We start from the raw sequence: 16414 nt of genomic DNA, 5'->3' as shown, positions 1-16414 counted from the left end.
CCGCCCCGGGCCGCTCGGACCATCCATGGCCCTCGGGCCGCCCGTGCCGACCGGGCCGCCGCGAACTGGCCCGAGACTGGCGGAGCCCGCCGGCCTGTCGATTGCACCTTGACGCGGCGCAGCAAAAGAACGATATGAGCCCCATCATGCCGTGCTCGCGCGATCGTCGACCTTTCAAGCTTCGTCCCTGAAATTTGGAAATTCTCCGGCGAATTCGGATCGGCCCAGCGGCCTTGCCGCCAGCCCGCCCGACACGGCCCGTCGAAACGTCCGCCCGCGCGAAGACGATCGACATCTCCTGCGGCGCCCGAGCGGCCCGCACGCAGCCATAGGCATCCTTTGACCTCTCAGAATTTCCAGGCGTTCGGCCTTGCCGAGACGCTCCTTTCCGCGCTTGCGCGTCTTTCCATCACCGAGCCGACGCCGATCCAGGCCAAGGCCATCCCCGTCGTCATGGAGGGCCGCGACGTCCTCGGCATCGCCCAGACCGGCACCGGCAAGACCGCGGCCTTCGCGCTGCCCGTCATCCATGCGCTCCTGAAGAAGGGCGGCCGCCCGGCTCCCCGCCAGGTGAAGGCGCTCGTCCTCACCCCGACCCGCGAGCTCGCCTCCCAGATCGCCGACAACGTCAAGTCCTACACCGTCGGCACCAAGATCACCCACACCGTCGTCTTCGGCGGCGTCTCGATCCGCCCGCAGATCGCCACCCTCGCCAAGGGCACCGACATCGTCATCGCGACGCCCGGCCGGCTCCTCGACCTGATGAACCAGCGCGCCGTCGATCTGTCGGCCGTCGAGCACGTCGTTCTCGACGAGGCCGACCGGATGCTCGACATGGGCTTCGTGCGCGACGTCATGAAGATCGTCGCCAAGCTGCCGAACGAGCGCCAGTCGCTGCTGTTCTCGGCGACCATGCCGAAGTCGATCGAGGAACTCGCCGCCAAGATCCTGAAGAAGCCCGTGCGCGTCGAGGTGACGCCCGAGGTGATCACGGTCGAGAAGATCGACCAGAGCGTCTTCCTGGTGCCCCAGAAGGCCAAGAAGCACTGGCTGATCGACCGGCTGGCCGACGCCGCTTTGTCCAAGGTGGTGATCTTCACCCGCACCAAGCACGGCGCCAACCGGCTCGCCGGCGATCTCGAGAAGGCCGGCATCCCGGCCCTCGCGATCCACGGCAACAAGAGCCAGGCCGCCCGCCAGAAGGCGCTCGCCTCGTTCCAGAAGGGCTCGGCCCGGGTACTGGTCGCGACCGACATCGTCGCCCGCGGCATCCATGTCGACGGCATCACCCATGTCGTCAATTTCGAGCTGCCGGAAGAGCCGGAGAGCTACGTCCACCGCATCGGCCGGACCGCCCGTGCCGGCCAGTCGGGCAGCGCCATCGCGCTGGTCGATCCGTCCGAGCGCTCGAAGCTGAAGGCCATCGCCCGGCTGACCCGCCAGACGCTGGAGCCGCAGAAGACCGACTTCGTCATTCCCGAGGGCGCGGCCCAGGACAGCGACGAGCGGCCCGCCCGCGGCCCGCGCCCGGCCCGCGGTCGCCCCGGCCAGCAGCCGCGCCGCGGCAATGGCGCCCAGGGTGCGCCCCGCAACGCCGGTGGCGGCGAGAACCGCCGCCAGGACGCTCCCGGCGGTGCCCGTCAGGGCAACCGTCGCCGCGGCAACGGCGCCCAGCGTCCGGCCTTCGCCGGCGCCTGAGCCGAACCAGAGCATCGAGATCGAAGGGCGCGGGAGCAATCCCGCGCCCTTTCCCGTTCCATAGCTGGGGAGGTCGAAGACCGGGCGACGTTGCAGCCGGCCGGCTCGGTCGCCATATCAGCGGTCAGTGACAATTCAGGAGAACCCGATGGCCGAGACGGTGAAGGTCGACATTCCCCACAAGCTGACCCGCGAGGCCGCGAGGGGGCGCATCGAAAGTGGCTTTGCCAGCCTTCGCCAGGACATGCTCGGCGGTATGGTGAAGTTCGAGGACACCTGGGACGGCGATCATCTCGACTTCCGGGCGCGGGTGATGGGCCAGTCCGTGACCGGCCGCCTCGACGTCCTCGACGACAACGTCCATGTGGAGATCGACCTGCCGGGCTTCCTCGCGGCCATCGCCGGCAAGCTGAAGGGCAAGCTGCAGAAGGAAGGCACGCTGCTTCTCTCGAAGAAGTAGTCGCGGCAGCGCCGGCCTGCTGCGGCCGGGCGAGCCTCGGACGGGCCTCGCCGCGGGCGGGTCGGCGGTCGGTGGCCCCGCGCCCGCGCCGCGCCCGCGCGGGGCTGGCGAAGCGCCGGCTCCGGTGTCGTCTGGGATGCCGCCGCCTATTGCTGCGGCATGCCCTTCAGGGTCGCCTTCTCCGCCTTGACGAGGCCGCCATCCTTGCTGGACTCGATGGCGAGGATCTTGCCGAGGCCGGGAACGGTCGAGCCGACCTGGATGTGCCAGAGTTCGCCCGGCGAGGCGAGATGGGCCTCGTGGCCATAGACCATGACGATGGAGAAGTCCTGCGGCCGCAGCACCCAGGGGCGCACCAGCTCCGGCACGGGCAGCGCCGCGACCTCGGCCGCGGCCTCGCCGTCGCCCGCCTTGGCCGTCGAGCCGACGGCGATCGGGTCGATTTCGATCTCGGCCATGCGCGCCATCAGGAGCCGGTCGAAATAGCCCGGATCCATGTAGGAGATCGCGGTCACGGCGGTGAAGAAGCCGGTCGACAGCACGAACAGGCAGAGCGACAAGAGCTTCACCATGCGGTCGGACTGGGTGGCGGCGCGCAGCCTCTGCGCCGTGGAACCCGCCTCATTCGCGGACATGGTGGTCGCGCTTGCACTCATGACGAACGGCCTCGATCGGTGGGGGAACGGGTCGAAGCGGCCTCATGCGGCTTCGATACCCCGACCATCGCAGGCGCGGGTTAATCTTTCCTCGCCGGCACGCCATCAAGGCCTGCAATCAGTGATGCTGAGTGTCGGGGCCATCGCCGATCTGGCGCCGGTCTGGCGCCGAAGCATCGATCGTCGAGGCCCTCCTCCTCGAGGGGACGGGCAGGCGGAGGGCAGCCTCGGATGCGGACGGCGCATTCGCCTGACGAGCTTCAGACTTTGTTTGCGCCCCCGCCCTATCCTTTCGCCATGCAGCAGCTCGGCGACCCCCATCCAGCCAGCGACGGCCGCCACTTCTCGCGGCGCCGCACGCGGCTGCGCCCGGTCAAGCTCGCCGATCTTTCCCGCCGATTCCTCGACGAAGGCACGCTGTTCGACGAGTCGAAGGGCGGCGCTCGCATCCGGCGCTGCACCGAGCGCCCGTTGCCGCCGCGCTTCCTGGTGCTCGACGAGACCGAGCTGAAGCTCCTGCCCGTCGCGGTCGTCTGGATCAACGGTTACGAGATCGGCGTGCGCTTCGTCGGCGCCGGGATCCTGCCGAACCGGACCGAGATCCGGCGCCTGACCGGGCGCTACTACGCCCTGCCGGAGTGATGCCAGCCCACGTGGCGCCTGGACGGTCCACCCCTTCGCGCCGGTCGGCGGCCGGGACCGGCGGCATGAGCCGACGAGCCGGGCGAGCGGCGTCGCGGCGTTTCGCCTCCGTCCCGTCCCTTTGAATCAGTGGTCCATGGACTTGCCGATATGGACCGCCTCTTCGGTCTGTCCCTCGGCGGGATTGACCGCCCGGGCGTCCTTCTTGGCGATGTAGTCGAACTGTTCGACCAGCAGCTCGTGGATCAGCTTCTGCCCGAAGCGGTCGTTGATCGCGTCCCGGATCGAGGTGGTCAGCGCGGTGAGATCGAACTTTTCCGGCCGGTCGAAGTCGAAGTTGTCGGTCGAATAGAGCCGCCGGAAGACCTCGTCGAGAATGAACGGATCCGGCGGCACCTTCAGCGTGTTCCCGACGGTGCCGTCGATGGTGTAGACGAAACGCGCCAGGATGTAGCCCTTGATCGTCTCGTTGGAGATCATCGGGATCGTCACGCTGTCGGTCGACTTGTAGTCGAGCCCCTCGAAATAGGTGGGCGCCTTCTCCTCCCCGGCTTCGGGGGTCGGAGCGAAGACCGAGGCCATCACGTAGCTCGAGCCGAGCGCGACGATCGCTGCCCAGACGCCGATGCCGATGAGCTTGATCACGCTCTCAGCCCCGACGGACGGAGGCGGTGGTGTAGGTGCCGTCGGAATCGGCCGCCGCGATGGTCGCCGCGATCACGCCGCCGATCTCGTGGCTCGCCTTGACGTGCAGGCCGAGCACCCGCTGGTTCTCCTTCAGCGCCTTCTGCAGGAGGCGCAGCCGGTCCTCGATGCGCGGGTCGCGGTCGCCGAGGCTGGCGACGGAGCGCGACAGGCGCGACAGCTCCAGCAGGCAGTGGTTCTTGCGCGTCGTCAGCTCCGCCAGCGGCTCGCTGGCCCGGCCGCGCAGCGTGTCGATTTCCAGGGAGAGGATGGATTCCAGGCGCTCCGCCGCCTTTTCGATGACCTGATACATGCCAGCCGTCCTTTCGTGTTCATGAGCGCGGCTCGTGCGAGCGGCGCCAGTCGTTCCTGCTCGACGCCTGGTCGGCGCGCTTGTTCATGCGGCCCGGCTCAGCGCCGGGCTCAAAGGCCCGGCTTGCGGGCCCCGAGGGTCGCCATCGCGTCGGCGCCGTCCTCTGCGCGCAGCTGGGAGATGCCGTCCTTGATTTCTGCCGCCACCTCGGCCCTGACATCGGCCCGGGCCCGGTCGCCCACCGACGGGTCGTCCTTGCGGGCGATGGTGTCGGCGATCCCGATGCCGCCGGCCTTGGCGATCTCGTTGCCGATCTCCTCGGCCATCATCGAGCGCCAGATCGAGCCGGCGGTGCCCTCGCCGAAGAACGCCGAGTTCTCGCTCGGCAGCATGGATTCGATGAAGGTCCTGAGGACGAAGCCCTCGAACTGCTCCAGCGGCGGCGCCTTGCGGGCCTCGTGCTTGACCAGCGGGCGGATCGTCGTCTCCGCCTGCGGCGCATCGGGCGAAGCCCCGGCCGATGCCGAACCCGCTCCTGCCCCCGGCGCGGCGCTGCCGCGGGCCGTCGCCATCGCCGCCGAAAAGCTCTCGCCCGTCGCCTCCGCGGCCGCCGGGCGCGCCATCCGAGTGTCCGCCTGCAGCTTTGCGGGCGCGAGCGGGTTGATGGAGAAGTCGGTGGAAACCGTCATGAAGGAACGTCGTACCGCGTTGGAGTGCCGATCGGTTGTTCCCGTTCTATTGCGCCCGGCTTATTCGAGGCTTGATCGGGACGGCGGCCCGGCGGTTTTGCGGGACCCGCCGTCGCGCCCTGCCCCGGGAGGCAGCGACCGTCAGACCCAGCGGGCGAGGAAGGCGTCGATGCTGGCGTCGCGCTGGTCCGCCTCGGCCTCCGAATCGGCGCGCCGGCCGGACTTGTCGCGTTCCTTCTCGAGGCTCTTCTCCACCCGGCGCACCTGCCGCAGCCGCTCCTGCGCGACCACCTCCTCGCCGGCCAGCTTCTGGCGCTCGACCTCGTTGCGCCGCAGATTGGCGACCTTCGCGCCGATGAACAGGCCGTGCAGCGCGTTCTCGACGCCGAGGCTGCCGAGGATCTCGGCGTCGGCGCGTTCGAGGGCGACGCTCTTCTCGCGCAGCTGGCCGATCCGCCATTCCTCGAGCAGCCGCTTCTGCGCCTGGACCTTGAGGATGCGGTTCAGGCGCTTGACCCGGTCCGTCGTCTCGCTCATCCGCGCAGCACCCAGTTCTGGAATTCCTGCATGAAGATCGTCAGGAAGTCGCCGATCGTGTAGCCGAACAGGACGACGCCGCCAGCCAGGACGAAGGGCATGGAGATGAAGTAGATCGGAATGGTCGGCGTCATCTTGTTGGCGAGGCCGATCGCCAGGTTGACGATCACTGCGTAGAAGATGAACGGGCTGGAGATCCGCAGGCACAGGAGGAACGCCTCCGACAGGTTGTCGGTGATGGCGACGAGGCTCGTCCTGGCGGTGAAGCCGAGCGTCGGCGTGATCGTCGAATAGGAGGCGACCAGCGCCCTCGCGATCTCGGCATGCAGGTTGAGCACGAAGATCAGCGTCGTCGCGGTCATGGTGACCAGCGAGGTCACCGCCGAGGACTGTTCCTGCTCCTCGATCGCCGGTCCGAGCGACTGGCCCATGCCGATGCAGTTGGCGATGACGTGGCCGGCGAAGCTGAGCGCCAGCATGAAGCTGCGGCCGAGCATGCCGATGAAGAAGCCGACCATCGCCTCCGAGAAGATCAGGTAGAGGTGCTGGCTGTCGTCGGCGGCCTTGACCAGCGGCTCGACCACCGGCAGCAGCGCCGGCGCCAAAGCGAGCGAGACGGCGAAGGAGAGGAACAGGCGCACCTGGGCGGGAATGCGCGCCGACGAGATGCCCGGCATCACCAGGAGGCAGGTCCCGACCCGGCAGAAGATCAGGAACAGCGACAGGACGACGTCGGGCAGATCGCCGATCACGAAATCGAACCGATGGGGCGGATGTCGACGCCGCGTGCGATCTCGACATGGCTGAGCACCGGCAGGGTGACGAAGATCCGCTCGATCATCATCCGCACGTAGGGCCGCGCGTCCGGCGCCGAGACGAGGACGAAGGACTCGCCCTGGTCCATCTTGGCGCGGATCACCTTGGTCGCCTCGGTGGCGAACTGCTCGACCAGCCGAGGATCGATGTCGAACTCGACGACGTCGCCCTTGCCGTCGCGCTTCAGCGCCTGGTGGAAGGCGAGGTCCCACTGGTTGCCGAGACGCAGCACCGAGAGCTTGCCGTTGTGCAGCAGGTCGCCGCAGATCTGCTGGGCCATGCGCATGCGCACATGCTCGACGATCTGCTCGGAGCGGCGCACATGCGGCGCGATCTCGGCGATGGCTTCGAGGATGAGGTTGAGGTTGCGGATCGACACCCGCTCCGCGAGCAGCAGCTTCATCACCGCCTGCAGGCCCGAATAGGACATGTGCGTCGGGATGATCTCGTCGATCAGCCTCTTGTACTCGCTCTCCAGCCGCTCGAGCAGCACCCGCATGTCCTTGTAGGAAAGCAGCTGCGCGAGATTGTTGCGGATCACCTCGGACAGGTGGGTCAGGACGATCGACAGGGTGTCGATCGGCTCGAAGCCCTGGCGCTTCAGTTCGGTGGTGAAGCTCTCCGAAACCCAGGCGGCGCGCATGCCGAAGGCCGGCTCCTTGGTGATGTCGTGGGGCACGTCCGGCCCCGGCGCGTCGCCGAGGACGATCATCATCTCGCCGAGGCGCAGCGGCTGGGCGGCGATCGTCGTGCCGTGGATCTTGATCTGGTAGGATTTCGGCTCGATCGTCAGGTCGTCGGAGAGCTTGATCTCGGGGACGACGAAGCCGTAGCGCGAGGCGAAGCGCTTGCGCATCTTCTGGACACGCCGGGCGAGTTCCTCGCGCTTGGCCATCATGTGGGCGGAGGTCTGCTTGCCGAGCACCAGCTCGATCTCGACCATCTTCAGGGATTCCTTGACGGAATCCTTCTCCGCCTCGGCCGCCAGCTTGTCCTGCGCGACCTTCTGCGCCGCGACGGCGTCCTCCTCCTGGCGGCGTTTCTTCGGCACCGTCCAGGCAACGAACGCCATCGCCGCGGCGGTCAGGATGAAGGGGATGAAGGGCAGGCCCGGCAGGATCGCCAGAATGGCCATCAGGCCGGCGGCGAGCGACAGCGCGCGCGGATAGAAGCCGAGCTGGCCGAGGACCGCCGTCTGGGCGGCGCCCTGGGTGCCGCCCTTGGAGACCAGCAGGCCGGCGGCGAGCGAGACGATCAGCGCCGGGATCTGCGAGACGAGGCCGTCGCCGACCGACAGCTTGGTGAAGACGTCCGCCGCCGCGCCCGCATCCATGTCGTGGCGGGTGATGCCGATGATGATGCCGCCGAAGACGTTGACGGCGGTGATGATCAGGCCGGCGATGGCGTCGCCGCGCACGAATTTCGAGGCACCGTCCATCGAACCGAAGAACGAGCTCTCCTCCTCCAGCTCCTTGCGGCGACGCTGGGATTCCTTCTCGTCGATGAGGCCCGCCGACAGATCGGCGTCGATCGCCATCTGCTTGCCGGGGATGGCGTCGAGGGTGAAACGCGCGCCGACCTCGGCGATGCGCGTCGCGCCCTTGGTGATGACGAGGAAGTTCACCGTGATCAGGATGAGGAAGACGATGATGCCGATCAGGAAGTCGCCGCCCATGACGAACTGCGAGAAGCCGCCGATGACGTGACCGGCGGCGTTCACGCCCTCGTGGCCGTGGGACAGGATCACGCGGGTCGTGGCGATGTTGAGCGACAGCCGCAGCATGGTGGCGAGCAGCAGGATCGTCGGAAAGGCCGAGAACTCCAGCGGCTTCTTGATCCACAGCGCGACCATCAGGATCAGGATCGACAGGGCGACGGAAAACGCCAGCCCGATGTCGATCAGGAAGGGCGGGATCGGGATGAAGAGGACCGTCAGGATCAGGATGACGACGAGGGCGAAGCCGATCTCGCGGTTGCCTGCGGTCTTCAGGTCCCTGGCCTGCTGCGCCGCGGACGCGCTCGGCTTCAGAATGTCGACGGCCATCGTGCCACCCAATGATCTTAGCGAAAGATGTCGGTGCGCGCGCACCGCCCACCATCGTCCTCGTCGCAGATCAAGGTTGCTTCAGGCTGGTCCGGCCCGCCCCGTCGGGAGCGCAAACGAAAGCCCGCCTCCCGGACGTCCGGGAGGCGGGCTTCGAAGGCGGGCTTTCGAGACGGGCGCGGATCGTCTTCGGCGTCAGTTGGTGAAGCCGGTCTCGATGCGCGAATAGGATTCCTGGGTGAAGGCGTAGACCTGGGCGCCGGTGAAGGAGGCGGTCATGGCGATGACGACGAAAATCGCCAGGATCTTCGGGACGAAGGTGAGCGTCACCTCCTGGATCTGCGTCAGCGCCTGGAACAGGGCGATGACGACGCCGACGATCATCGCCGCGGCGACGGCCGGCCCGCAGGCTGCGACGATGGTCCAGACGGCGTTCTGGACGATCTCGATGGCTTCGGCCTGGTTCATGGCTACTCGACCTTCGATCCGGTCTCGAGGGTGACGGTGCCGCCCGATTCCAGTACCGCCTCGATCCCGTCCCTGCCCGCCCGGACGGCAGCGACGACGCCGGTGGTGGATCCGTCGGCCGAGGTGATGGTCCGCCCGATCAGGGAGTTCGCCTGGGTCAGCGCGGAGACCGCCATCATCGAATCGAGCTTGGCATTCGTCGCGATCGACTGCTCGACACTCGAGAAGGTCGCGAACTGGGCGACATATTCGGTGGAATCCGTCGGGTTGAGCGGATCCTGGTTGTTCATCTCGGCGACGAGAAGCTTCAGGAAGGAATCGTAGTCCATCCCGGTCTTCGACGCCGAGCCGGTGACCGAGCTCGTCGTGCTGGTGGTCGTGCTGGTCGACGAGGCGCCATTGACGTTCATGTCAGGCTCCTGCGGCCAGGCGCATCGGCGGCTCGAACTTGGCGACCGTGGTCCCGGCATCCACCGGCGTCTCGCCGAGGACGTTGTCCTCGAGCGGGATCATCGAGCGGACCCGCTTCAGCGCCTCGAAGCTGCGGCCGCGGCCGATCAGCTCCTCGACCTCGAGCAGCCCGTCGATGATGTCGCGGTTGCTGTAGGTCTTCAGCATCGCCGGATGGGCCTTGGCGAACAGACCCGCCGCCGCCTCGACGCTGTTGGGATCCATCAGCATCATCTGGACGATGAAGTAGAGCTGGCGCATCGGCGTCTTCGCCTGCTCGGCCTGCATCACGTGGCTCTCCAGGAGGAAGGTCACGTCGTTGAGAAACTCGAGGGTCGTCTTGCGATCGACCTTGAGGACGGCGCCGTTGACGAAGATGCGTTCGCCGGCGCGGAGGGAAATGCGGAGAGTTGCCATGGTCAGTTCAATCCATCGCGGATCAGAGTGGTGATTTCGATGATGCCTGCAAAGTTGTTCGACCGCCCCAGCCGGATCGCCTCGGCCTCCCGCATGATCCAGAGACCGATCGAGATCAGTTCGGCCCGCAGGTTCTCAGGCAAACCGTTCTCGGAGCTGGACAGATCCTCGACGAGGATCGCCCACAGGCTGCGCGTCATGTAGATGGCCTCGATCGCATCGCGCGAGCGCGGGCCGTTCTTCTCCGCCCGCTCCAAAAGGTCGATCGAATGGTCGAGCGCCTGGCGCTCGCGATCGCGTGCGTTGATCTCCACGTCCTCGGAGATTTCCGCATAGGAGAACTGGTACATTCCTACCCCTTGATCCAACCCGTTGATCGGCCGGCGGCCGGTGTCGGGCTTCATGAAGCTACTGATCGGCGCCGGGACGCCGCCGTCCGATCGCTGATTGGCGGAGCGCCTAGAAGAGCGCCCCGACGAATGTCTTGGCCTGGCCGGGTCCTAGGACCGACCGGCGGACCGAAGGCAGTCCGGCCGTCCAGCCGTCCTCCCCTGCCCGGCCGATCCTGGCTGCGGGCCGGTCGGCTCCGCTGAGGCCATCGATCCGCGCGGAGCGCGGTGGCGGGAGGGATGGGAGGTCGCCCTCCGCGAGCCGGCGCCGGTGGCACGGAGCGCGATCGGCGAGGTGCTGCGTGCTGTGCATCGTTATCGCTCCACCCCGGCTCAGAGGTAGTTCAACAGGCTCAGTCGCGAGATCCGGACCGTGAGCGCATAGGACGTCTCGAGCAGCGTCTCGAGGCCGGTGACCCGGGTGCTCGCCTCGTACTGGTCGACGCCTTCGAGGTCGGAGATCGAAATGGTCAACACGCTCTTGCGCGCCTCCAGGCTCTCGTTGGCAAGCTTGATGCGGTTCTGGCTGCCGCCGATCTCGGCCTGCATCTGGGTGAGCTGGCTGAGACCGAGACTGACAGTTTCGACCGCCCGGCTTGTGAGAAGCTGGCGCGTCTCGTCAGTCATGTTCGCCACCCCGAGGTCGGACAGCATCACGTAAGCCTTGGCGATGTTGCGGAAGGCCTCCTCGTTGGACGAATAGGAGGTCTTGATCGTCTCGCTGCCGTTGATCCGGTTCTCCACCGTGCCGTCGTCGGCATTCGACCAGTTGTCCGTCCAACCGCCGCCGGGGCCCACCGCGAACAGGTCGTCGAACGGCCCGTCGAGGAAGGCCTCGAGTTCGGCCGGCGTCATGCCGGAGACGGCGGCGTCGTTTTGGGCGTAGCCGAAGGTTGCGGCAAAGGCGGTGGCCGTCGCGTCCTCGGCGAGCGAGCCGTCGAAATAGGTGTCGGCCGTGCCGCCGCCCGACGTCGGGAAGCTGATCGCCGCCTGGTCGGTCGCCGCACCCGAAAACAGGAAGCGCGAGCCGGAGGAGGAGTTGAGCGCCCCCATGAGCCCCTGCAGGCTCGCCATCGCCTGCTGTGTGTCGGCCGCGATGCCGGCTTCGCCCGTGCCGTTGGCGATCAGCGACTTCTGGAACGCCTCGCCGGTGTCGGCGATCGACTGCAGCGCGTTCTGCATGACCGAGAAGCGCTGGGCGAGGATGGCGTTGGTGTCGAGCTGCCGGTCGACGCCCTCGCTCTCGGAGCGCAGCGAGATCGACTGGTTGGTGCGCAGGCCGAGCGACAGCCCGACATCGGCGAGCCTTCCGGTCGCCGCCTGCTTCTGCATGATCGTCAGCTCCTGCTGGAGCTTCGACACGGCACTGCGCGGCGAGGACAGGAGCGAATAGTTGGAGACGAGAAAGTTGGTCATGGCGCTACTCAGACGATGGCGAGAAGGGCGTCGAGCATGTCGCCGACCGTGGAAATCAGCTTGCTCGAGGCCTGGAACGAGCGCTCGAGTTCGAGAAGATGCGACATCTCCTCGTCGAGATTGATGCCGGTGACGTTGGACAGGGATTCCTGCGCCCGCGACAGCACGGTCGACTGGTAGTCGACCTCGTCGCTGGCGGTCGAACGCTTGTCCTCCAGCCAGCTGATCGAGGAGGCGATGTAGTCGGAGATCGTTCCCGTCGTCCCGGCGCCGAAGCTGCCGTCGAAGCTGCGCTGCTCCTTGAGGCCGGAGAGCAGGTCGTTGAGGCGATCGGCGAAGCCGGCGGTGCCGTTCGTGTTGTAGACGACGCCCTTCCCGGAAATGTCGCCGTCGCGCAGAAGGGTCGGGGTGGCGATGACGTTCGCCGAGACCGCGAGGAGCCCGGCAAAGCCGGTCTTGGAGGTGATCGTCGACAGGTCCGTCGACGAGCCGTCGGTAGAGATCGTGAACAGGCCGGACCAGTTGGTGCCGCCCGCGTCGGTCTCGGAAAAGGCGTTGACCAGCGAGACCGCGATCTCGTCGAGCTGGCCCTGATAGGCCACGGCGGTCTCGTCGCGCATGGTCAGGAGGCCGTAGACGCTGCCGCTCTTGATCGGCATGCCGGCCGACGAGCCGGAGACCGAGACGCCGTCGATCCTGAACGGATTGCCGGTGGTCTTGGCGTCGTAGCTCGACTGCGGCATGAACTCGACGGTCCGTGCCGTGGTCTCGAACAGCGTGATGCCCGAGTCCGTGTAGAGCGTCATGTCGTTGCCGGAGCGGACCTGGACGTTGAGGCCGACATAGCCGGAGAGTTCGGTGACGATCTGGTCGCGCCGGTCCACCTCGTCGGTGACGTCCTGGCCGGTCGCCGTTCCGGCCATGATCCTGCCGTTCAGCTTCTCGAATTCCTTCAGGAGGCTGTTCATCGTGCCGGCGGCATCGGCGAGCTGCCGGTCGGCGTCGGTGCGGGCCGCCTGCACGGCCTTGGTCGTCGCGTTCAGGCTCGCGGCGAGATCGGAGGCGGCGGTGACGGCGGCGCGCGCCGTCTGCGGGTCCTCCGGCGTCACCGCATATTGGGCCAGGGCGGCATCCAGGACCGTCAGGCGCGAGGCCGGCGAGGTGATGGAGTCGGTATCGCCGATGACCGCCCGGATCGAATCGAGTGCGCCGTACGACACTTCGGCGGCGGCGACGGTGGAGTTCGCCGCCGTCATCGAGCGGAACAGCGCCTGGTTGCTCGACTGGGATACCGAGAGGATCGAGACGCCGCCGAAGACCGAGGCGGACTGGCTGGCATATTTGCGAGTCGCAGATGGATTCTCGGCATTCGCGACGTTGCGCGAAACGAGGTTCGATTGCTGCGACACGGCAGCCAGCGACGACCGGGCACTCGTGAATGCGGATAGCAGAGACATCTCGGTTTATTCCCTCTCGAGGGGGTGCTGCGCGCCGGTCAGCGCTTCAGGTTGATGAGGACGTCGAGAATTTCCGAGCCCGTCTGGAAGACCTTCGAGTTGGCGCTGTAGGAACGCTGGGACTCGATCATGCTGGTCAGCTCGCTGGCGAGGTCGACGTTGGAGGTCTCGACCGCATTCGAGACGATGTCGCCGAAGCCGTTGGTGCTGGGCAGGCCGTATTCGACGGTGCCCGACTGCAGCGTCGCCGAATAGACGTTCCCGGTGCCGGCCTGCAGCTTGTCGGGGGCGGTGAAGCGGGCGAGGTTGAGCTGGTAGAGCGAGACCAGCGAGCCGTCGGCCATGACGCCCATGACGCCGGCGACGCCGCCCATCTCGTTGATCGTGAATTCCTGGAAGTATCCGGCCGGGTTGCCGTTCTTCGAGACCTTGGCCGAGAAGTCGGTGTCGTATTCGGTCAAGGAGCCGAAATCGACGTCGACGGTGTTGCCGGTGCCGAGCGTGATGCTCATCGTGCCGGGCGCGCCCGTCGTCGAGGGGACGCCGGTGGTGGGGTCGAAGGTCACGGTGCTGGACGTCGTCGTGGTGCCGTCCGACAGGTTGAGCGACCACGCGTTGGCCGCCGTCTTGGTCATCGTCATGGTCAGGGTGGTGGCCGAGCCGACGTTGTCATAGGCGACGAAGGAGGTCGTCTTGCTGTCGCCGATGCCGGCGGTCAGCGGAAACTGCAGGTCGAGTTCGGCCGCGGTCGTCGCGGTCGGGGCGACGATCTGGCCGACCGGCAGCTCGATGGCACCCGTCGTGCCGGTATTGAGATCCGTGCCGGTCAGGCGATAGCCGCCGGAATTGACGAGATAGGTGGTCTCGCCGGCAGGGGTCGTCTCGGTGCGCCGCACGAAGGAGCCCGAGCGGGTATAGAATTCGCGGCCGGTCTGGTCCTGGACGACGAAGAAGCCGTCGCCGGAAATCGCGACGTCGGTGGCCGAGGAGGTCGATGCGATCGAGCCCTGCTCGCTGATCATTTGCCGCACGTCGGTCTTGATCGAGCCGGAATTGTACTGGCCTGCGCCGGACTGGGCGATCACCAGGGAGGAGAATTCCGCCTCGCTGCGCTTGTAGCCGTCAGTGCCGGAATTGGAGATGTTGTCCGAGATGACGGACAGGCGATTGGCCTGTGCGTTCATGCCCGAGACACTGGTTCTGAATACGCCGTTGATGCTCATGGGGCTGGTCTCCGTAGCCTTCCGCTGCGTCTGACGGATAGGCCTGGAAGCTTGTCTCTAGCTGTGCCGGAGCCCCGATTTCATGCTTGTTCGCCAAAAGAAAAATGCCCCGCCGAAAGTGCTCGACGGGGCATTCATGGTTAATACTTTGGAAAGAAATCGGTGTTTATTCTACCCCGATGCCGTATCCGAGGTAACGCTTGGAGGAGACCGGATCGTAACCGAGGCGCATCTTCAGCTTCTTGCGCAGCTTGGAGATGTGGCTCTCGATGACGTTCTCTTCGACGTTCTCGTCGAAGATGCCGTAGATGGCGTTGAAGAGCTGCTGCTTGGAGACCCGGCGTCCGCGGTTGGAGACCAGATATTCGAGGATGCGGCGCTCGCGGCGCGGCAGGGCCATCGATTTGCCGGCGACTTCGGCGTCGCGGCCGTCCTGATAGACGCAGATCTCGCCGACGACGGTCCGGGTGGCCTCGGCGTTCTCCCGCCGGCGGATGGCGCCGACGCGGGCCAGGATTTCCTTGACGTGGACCGGCTTGGCGACGACGTCGTCGACACCGGCCGCGAAGAGGTCGAGCGTCCCGTCCAGGTTGCGGCTCTCGGAGAGCGCGATCATCGGTGCCGTCGAACGCGACCGGATCAGCCGCGGGCAGACCGCCCGCTCGTCGAAGTCGCCCAGGAGGAAGGCCTCGACCGCCGACAGGTCGGCTTCCGGAGCCGTCTCGACCCAGTCGCGAAATTCCTCCGAGCCGAAGGTCGCCGTCGAGACGCCCTCGCGGGCAAACAGCGACTGGTATCCGCTCGTCACCAGTTCCCGATTATCAACCACTACGATCATTTTCCCCGCTCCGTCCGCCGCCGCGTTGTTGGTAAAAAAACCGTAACCTGACGCGAGTCTTGCACCAATCCTGAAATTTAGTGATCTGTTAACCATCCGCTCCCGGCTGGCACGTAAGTTGCTGATTTCGCTCTGATATATTTTTGGTTAACGAAAGCCTAACGCCCCGCCGGAGGGTTCCGGCGGGGCGTTTCGGTAAATAAGCCCTTGATATCTTTTGCAGTCCGAAGTTCCGCCTGGACCGATGGGCTCGGAAGAGGCGGATCGGAGCCGGCGATCAGAGATAGACCGAAGGGTCGAGCCCCATGTGCCGCAGCCCGCTCTCCGCGCCCGCCTCGTTCGGGCGCAGGACCGGCTCCGGACGCGCCGGCCGGCCACCGCTCGGGTCACGCTGGCCGGACTGGCCGCCATGGGCGGACTGACCGCCGGCCGATCCCTCGCCGCGCGGCTGCCCGGAGGCCGAAGCGTCACCCGGCATGCTGCTCGCCTGTCCCATGCGCTGGCCGCCACCCTCGCGCGAGCCGAGGGTGATCATCGCGTCGTCGACGTCGAAGCCGGCCGACTTCAGCAGCGCCTTCAGCCCTTCGGCGTCGTCCTTCAGCCGCGAGGCGGTGTCCGGTTCCATAGCCTCGATGTGGACCGACAGGTTGCCCTCGATCAGCTTCAGCGTCACGTTGACCTTGCCGAGCTGCTCCGGCGCAAGCTGGATCTGGATGGTCTTCAGCGCCGCCCCGCCGGCGCGCAGCCGCGTGCGGTCCGCGCCGTTGGCGCCCGCCGATGGCGACATGTCGGTGAGGGCGGAGGCCAGGGCGTTGGCGATCTGGTTCGTCGCCGAGGGCTGCACCTGCGCGTTGGCCGGCATGGCGTCGGCGAAACGGGGGGCCGGAGCCTGCGAGGGCGTCAGCAGGCCCGTCCGGGCAAAGGACGCGGCCCGGTCGTCCTGACGCGGCACGGCCTTCACGTCGCTCGTCGCTGCGACGGTCGTATCGTCCGAAGTCGCGGCAACCGGCATCGAGGCCTCGTTCTCCACCGGCATGGCCGGAGCCTGCCGCGCGGCAGGCGCATCCTTCTGCGGCTGCCCGGCCTCGGCCGACGCCGGAACGGCGGCCGGCCTCTCGACCGGCGCCGCAGCGACGGCCGGCTTCTCGGCTGGCGCCGGAACGGCGGCCGGCTTCTCGACCGGCGGCGCAGCGGCGGCCGGCTTCTCGGCCGTCGCC

The 16414-nt window shown here is 67.0% G+C and carries 19 protein-coding genes; 3 read left to right on the top strand and 16 right to left on the bottom strand.

Features of this window, described 5'->3' with window-relative positions:
• Window positions 1-339 precede the first annotated feature (339 nt).
• Window positions 340-1698 (top strand): DEAD/DEAH box helicase, encoded by a 1359-nt coding sequence (locus tag ATO4_RS05360; protein ID WP_083590403.1) that lies wholly within the window; start codon window positions 340-342, stop codon window positions 1696-1698.
• A gap of 148 nt (window positions 1699-1846) precedes the next feature.
• Window positions 1847-2158 carry a polyhydroxyalkanoic acid system family protein gene (locus ATO4_RS05355; protein ID WP_083590402.1) on the top strand — a complete coding sequence of 104 codons (312 nt, stop codon included), beginning with the start codon at window positions 1847-1849 and terminating at the stop codon, window positions 2156-2158.
• A 146-nt stretch (window positions 2159-2304) separates the two neighbouring features.
• Here the strand turns inward: ATO4_RS05355 and ATO4_RS27625 are convergent, their stop codons facing one another.
• Window positions 2305-2814: a hypothetical protein gene (locus ATO4_RS27625; protein WP_083590401.1), complete on the bottom strand. Its 510-nt coding sequence runs from the start codon at window positions 2812-2814 to the stop codon at window positions 2305-2307.
• Between the two features lie 267 nt (window positions 2815-3081).
• Here ATO4_RS27625 and ATO4_RS05345 point away from each other — a divergent pair, with 267 nt between their 5' ends.
• A complete protein-coding gene (locus ATO4_RS05345) occupies window positions 3082-3456 on the top strand; it encodes a hypothetical protein (RefSeq protein ID WP_083590400.1) in 375 nt (124 codons plus the stop codon).
• A 126-nt stretch (window positions 3457-3582) separates the two neighbouring features.
• Here ATO4_RS05345 and ATO4_RS05340 read toward each other — a convergent pair whose 3' ends face one another.
• The 15 genes from ATO4_RS05340 to ATO4_RS05270 form a co-directional block, all read right to left on the bottom strand.
• Window positions 3583-4101, bottom strand: coding sequence for a hypothetical protein (locus ATO4_RS05340; protein WP_176222869.1), 519 nt, complete (start codon window positions 4099-4101; stop codon window positions 3583-3585).
• Between the two features lie 4 nt (window positions 4102-4105).
• Complete coding sequence (locus tag ATO4_RS05335) at window positions 4106-4453, bottom strand: hypothetical protein (protein WP_083590399.1); 348 nt, start codon at window positions 4451-4453, stop codon at window positions 4106-4108.
• A gap of 110 nt (window positions 4454-4563) precedes the next feature.
• The gene (locus tag ATO4_RS05330; protein ID WP_245308582.1) at window positions 4564-5142 is read right to left on the bottom strand and encodes a rod-binding protein; all 579 of its coding nucleotides are present in this window, start codon (window positions 5140-5142) and stop codon (window positions 4564-4566) included.
• A gap of 141 nt (window positions 5143-5283) precedes the next feature.
• Complete coding sequence (locus ATO4_RS05325; protein WP_083590398.1) at window positions 5284-5679, bottom strand: hypothetical protein; 396 nt, start codon at window positions 5677-5679, stop codon at window positions 5284-5286.
• Entirely contained in the window at window positions 5676-6431 is a 756-nt protein-coding gene (locus ATO4_RS05320; protein ID WP_083590397.1) for a flagellar biosynthetic protein FliR, read from the bottom strand. The genes ATO4_RS05325 and ATO4_RS05320 overlap by 4 nt, the downstream gene beginning before the upstream one ends.
• Window positions 6428-8539, bottom strand: coding sequence for a flagellar biosynthesis protein FlhA (flhA, locus tag ATO4_RS05315; RefSeq protein WP_083590396.1), 2112 nt, complete (start codon window positions 8537-8539; stop codon window positions 6428-6430). The genes ATO4_RS05320 and flhA overlap by 4 nt, the downstream gene beginning before the upstream one ends.
• A 195-nt stretch (window positions 8540-8734) precedes the next feature.
• Window positions 8735-9007 carry a flagellar biosynthesis protein FliQ gene (gene fliQ / locus ATO4_RS05310; RefSeq protein WP_083590395.1) on the bottom strand — a complete coding sequence of 91 codons (273 nt, stop codon included), beginning with the start codon at window positions 9005-9007 and terminating at the stop codon, window positions 8735-8737.
• A 2-nt stretch (window positions 9008-9009) separates the two neighbouring features.
• The gene (gene flgD / locus ATO4_RS05305; protein ID WP_083590394.1) at window positions 9010-9417 is read right to left on the bottom strand and encodes a flagellar hook assembly protein FlgD; all 408 of its coding nucleotides are present in this window, start codon (window positions 9415-9417) and stop codon (window positions 9010-9012) included.
• Between the two features lies 1 nt (window position 9418).
• A complete protein-coding gene (flbT, locus tag ATO4_RS05300) occupies window positions 9419-9874 on the bottom strand; it encodes a flagellar biosynthesis repressor FlbT (protein ID WP_083590393.1) in 456 nt (151 codons plus the stop codon).
• Window positions 9875-9876: 2 nt separating this feature from the next.
• Entirely contained in the window at window positions 9877-10224 is a 348-nt protein-coding gene (flaF, locus tag ATO4_RS05295) for a flagellar biosynthesis regulator FlaF (RefSeq protein WP_083590392.1), read from the bottom strand.
• Between the two features lie 372 nt (window positions 10225-10596).
• A complete protein-coding gene (locus ATO4_RS05290) occupies window positions 10597-11679 on the bottom strand; it encodes a flagellar hook-associated family protein (RefSeq protein ID WP_083590391.1) in 1083 nt (360 codons plus the stop codon).
• An 8-nt stretch (window positions 11680-11687) separates the two neighbouring features.
• Entirely contained in the window at window positions 11688-13136 is a 1449-nt protein-coding gene (flgK, locus tag ATO4_RS05285) for a flagellar hook-associated protein FlgK (RefSeq protein WP_083590390.1), read from the bottom strand.
• Window positions 13137-13174: 38 nt separating this feature from the next.
• Window positions 13175-14359: a flagellar hook protein FlgE gene (locus ATO4_RS05280; RefSeq protein ID WP_083590389.1), complete on the bottom strand. Its 1185-nt coding sequence runs from the start codon at window positions 14357-14359 to the stop codon at window positions 13175-13177.
• 166 nt (window positions 14360-14525) lie between these two features.
• Window positions 14526-15197 (bottom strand): response regulator transcription factor, encoded by a 672-nt coding sequence (locus ATO4_RS05275; protein WP_083590388.1) that lies wholly within the window; start codon window positions 15195-15197, stop codon window positions 14526-14528.
• A 277-nt stretch (window positions 15198-15474) separates the two neighbouring features.
• On the bottom strand, window positions 15475-16414 hold a 940-nt coding region (locus tag ATO4_RS05270; RefSeq protein ID WP_176222868.1), incomplete at its 5' end, for a flagellar hook-length control protein FliK.

Origin of the sequence: Aurantimonas sp. 22II-16-19i, from assembly GCF_002088275.1 — a bacterium.
GTDB lineage: Bacteria > Pseudomonadota > Alphaproteobacteria > Rhizobiales > Rhizobiaceae > Jiella.
The sequence above is the reverse complement of the archived record's forward strand: the minus strand, read 5'-3'. Positions and strand labels throughout refer to the sequence as shown.

Coding starts and splice junctions, on each gene's coding strand:
- ATO4_RS05355 (WP_083590402.1), top strand. CDS start 1,847: ATGGCCGAGACGGTGAAGGTCGACATTCCCCACAAGCTGACCCGCGAG.
- ATO4_RS27625 (WP_083590401.1), bottom strand. CDS start 2,814: ATGAGTGCAAGCGCGACCACCATGTCCGCGAATGAGGCGGGTTCCACG.
- ATO4_RS05335 (WP_083590399.1), bottom strand. CDS start 4,453: ATGTATCAGGTCATCGAAAAGGCGGCGGAGCGCCTGGAATCCATCCTC.
- ATO4_RS05330 (WP_245308582.1), bottom strand. CDS start 5,142: ATGACGGTTTCCACCGACTTCTCCATCAACCCGCTCGCGCCCGCAAAG.
- ATO4_RS05325 (WP_083590398.1), bottom strand. CDS start 5,679: ATGAGCGAGACGACGGACCGGGTCAAGCGCCTGAACCGCATCCTCAAG.
- flhA (WP_083590396.1), bottom strand. CDS start 8,539: ATGGCCGTCGACATTCTGAAGCCGAGCGCGTCCGCGGCGCAGCAGGCC.
- fliQ (WP_083590395.1), bottom strand. CDS start 9,007: ATGAACCAGGCCGAAGCCATCGAGATCGTCCAGAACGCCGTCTGGACC.
- flgD (WP_083590394.1), bottom strand. CDS start 9,417: ATGAACGTCAATGGCGCCTCGTCGACCAGCACGACCACCAGCACGACG.
- flbT (WP_083590393.1), bottom strand. CDS start 9,874: ATGGCAACTCTCCGCATTTCCCTCCGCGCCGGCGAACGCATCTTCGTC.
- flaF (WP_083590392.1), bottom strand. CDS start 10,224: ATGTACCAGTTCTCCTATGCGGAAATCTCCGAGGACGTGGAGATCAAC.
- ATO4_RS05290 (WP_083590391.1), bottom strand. CDS start 11,679: ATGACCAACTTTCTCGTCTCCAACTATTCGCTCCTGTCCTCGCCGCGC.
- flgK (WP_083590390.1), bottom strand. CDS start 13,136: ATGTCTCTGCTATCCGCATTCACGAGTGCCCGGTCGTCGCTGGCTGCC.
- ATO4_RS05280 (WP_083590389.1), bottom strand. CDS start 14,359: ATGAGCATCAACGGCGTATTCAGAACCAGTGTCTCGGGCATGAACGCA.
- ATO4_RS05275 (WP_083590388.1), bottom strand. CDS start 15,197: ATGATCGTAGTGGTTGATAATCGGGAACTGGTGACGAGCGGATACCAG.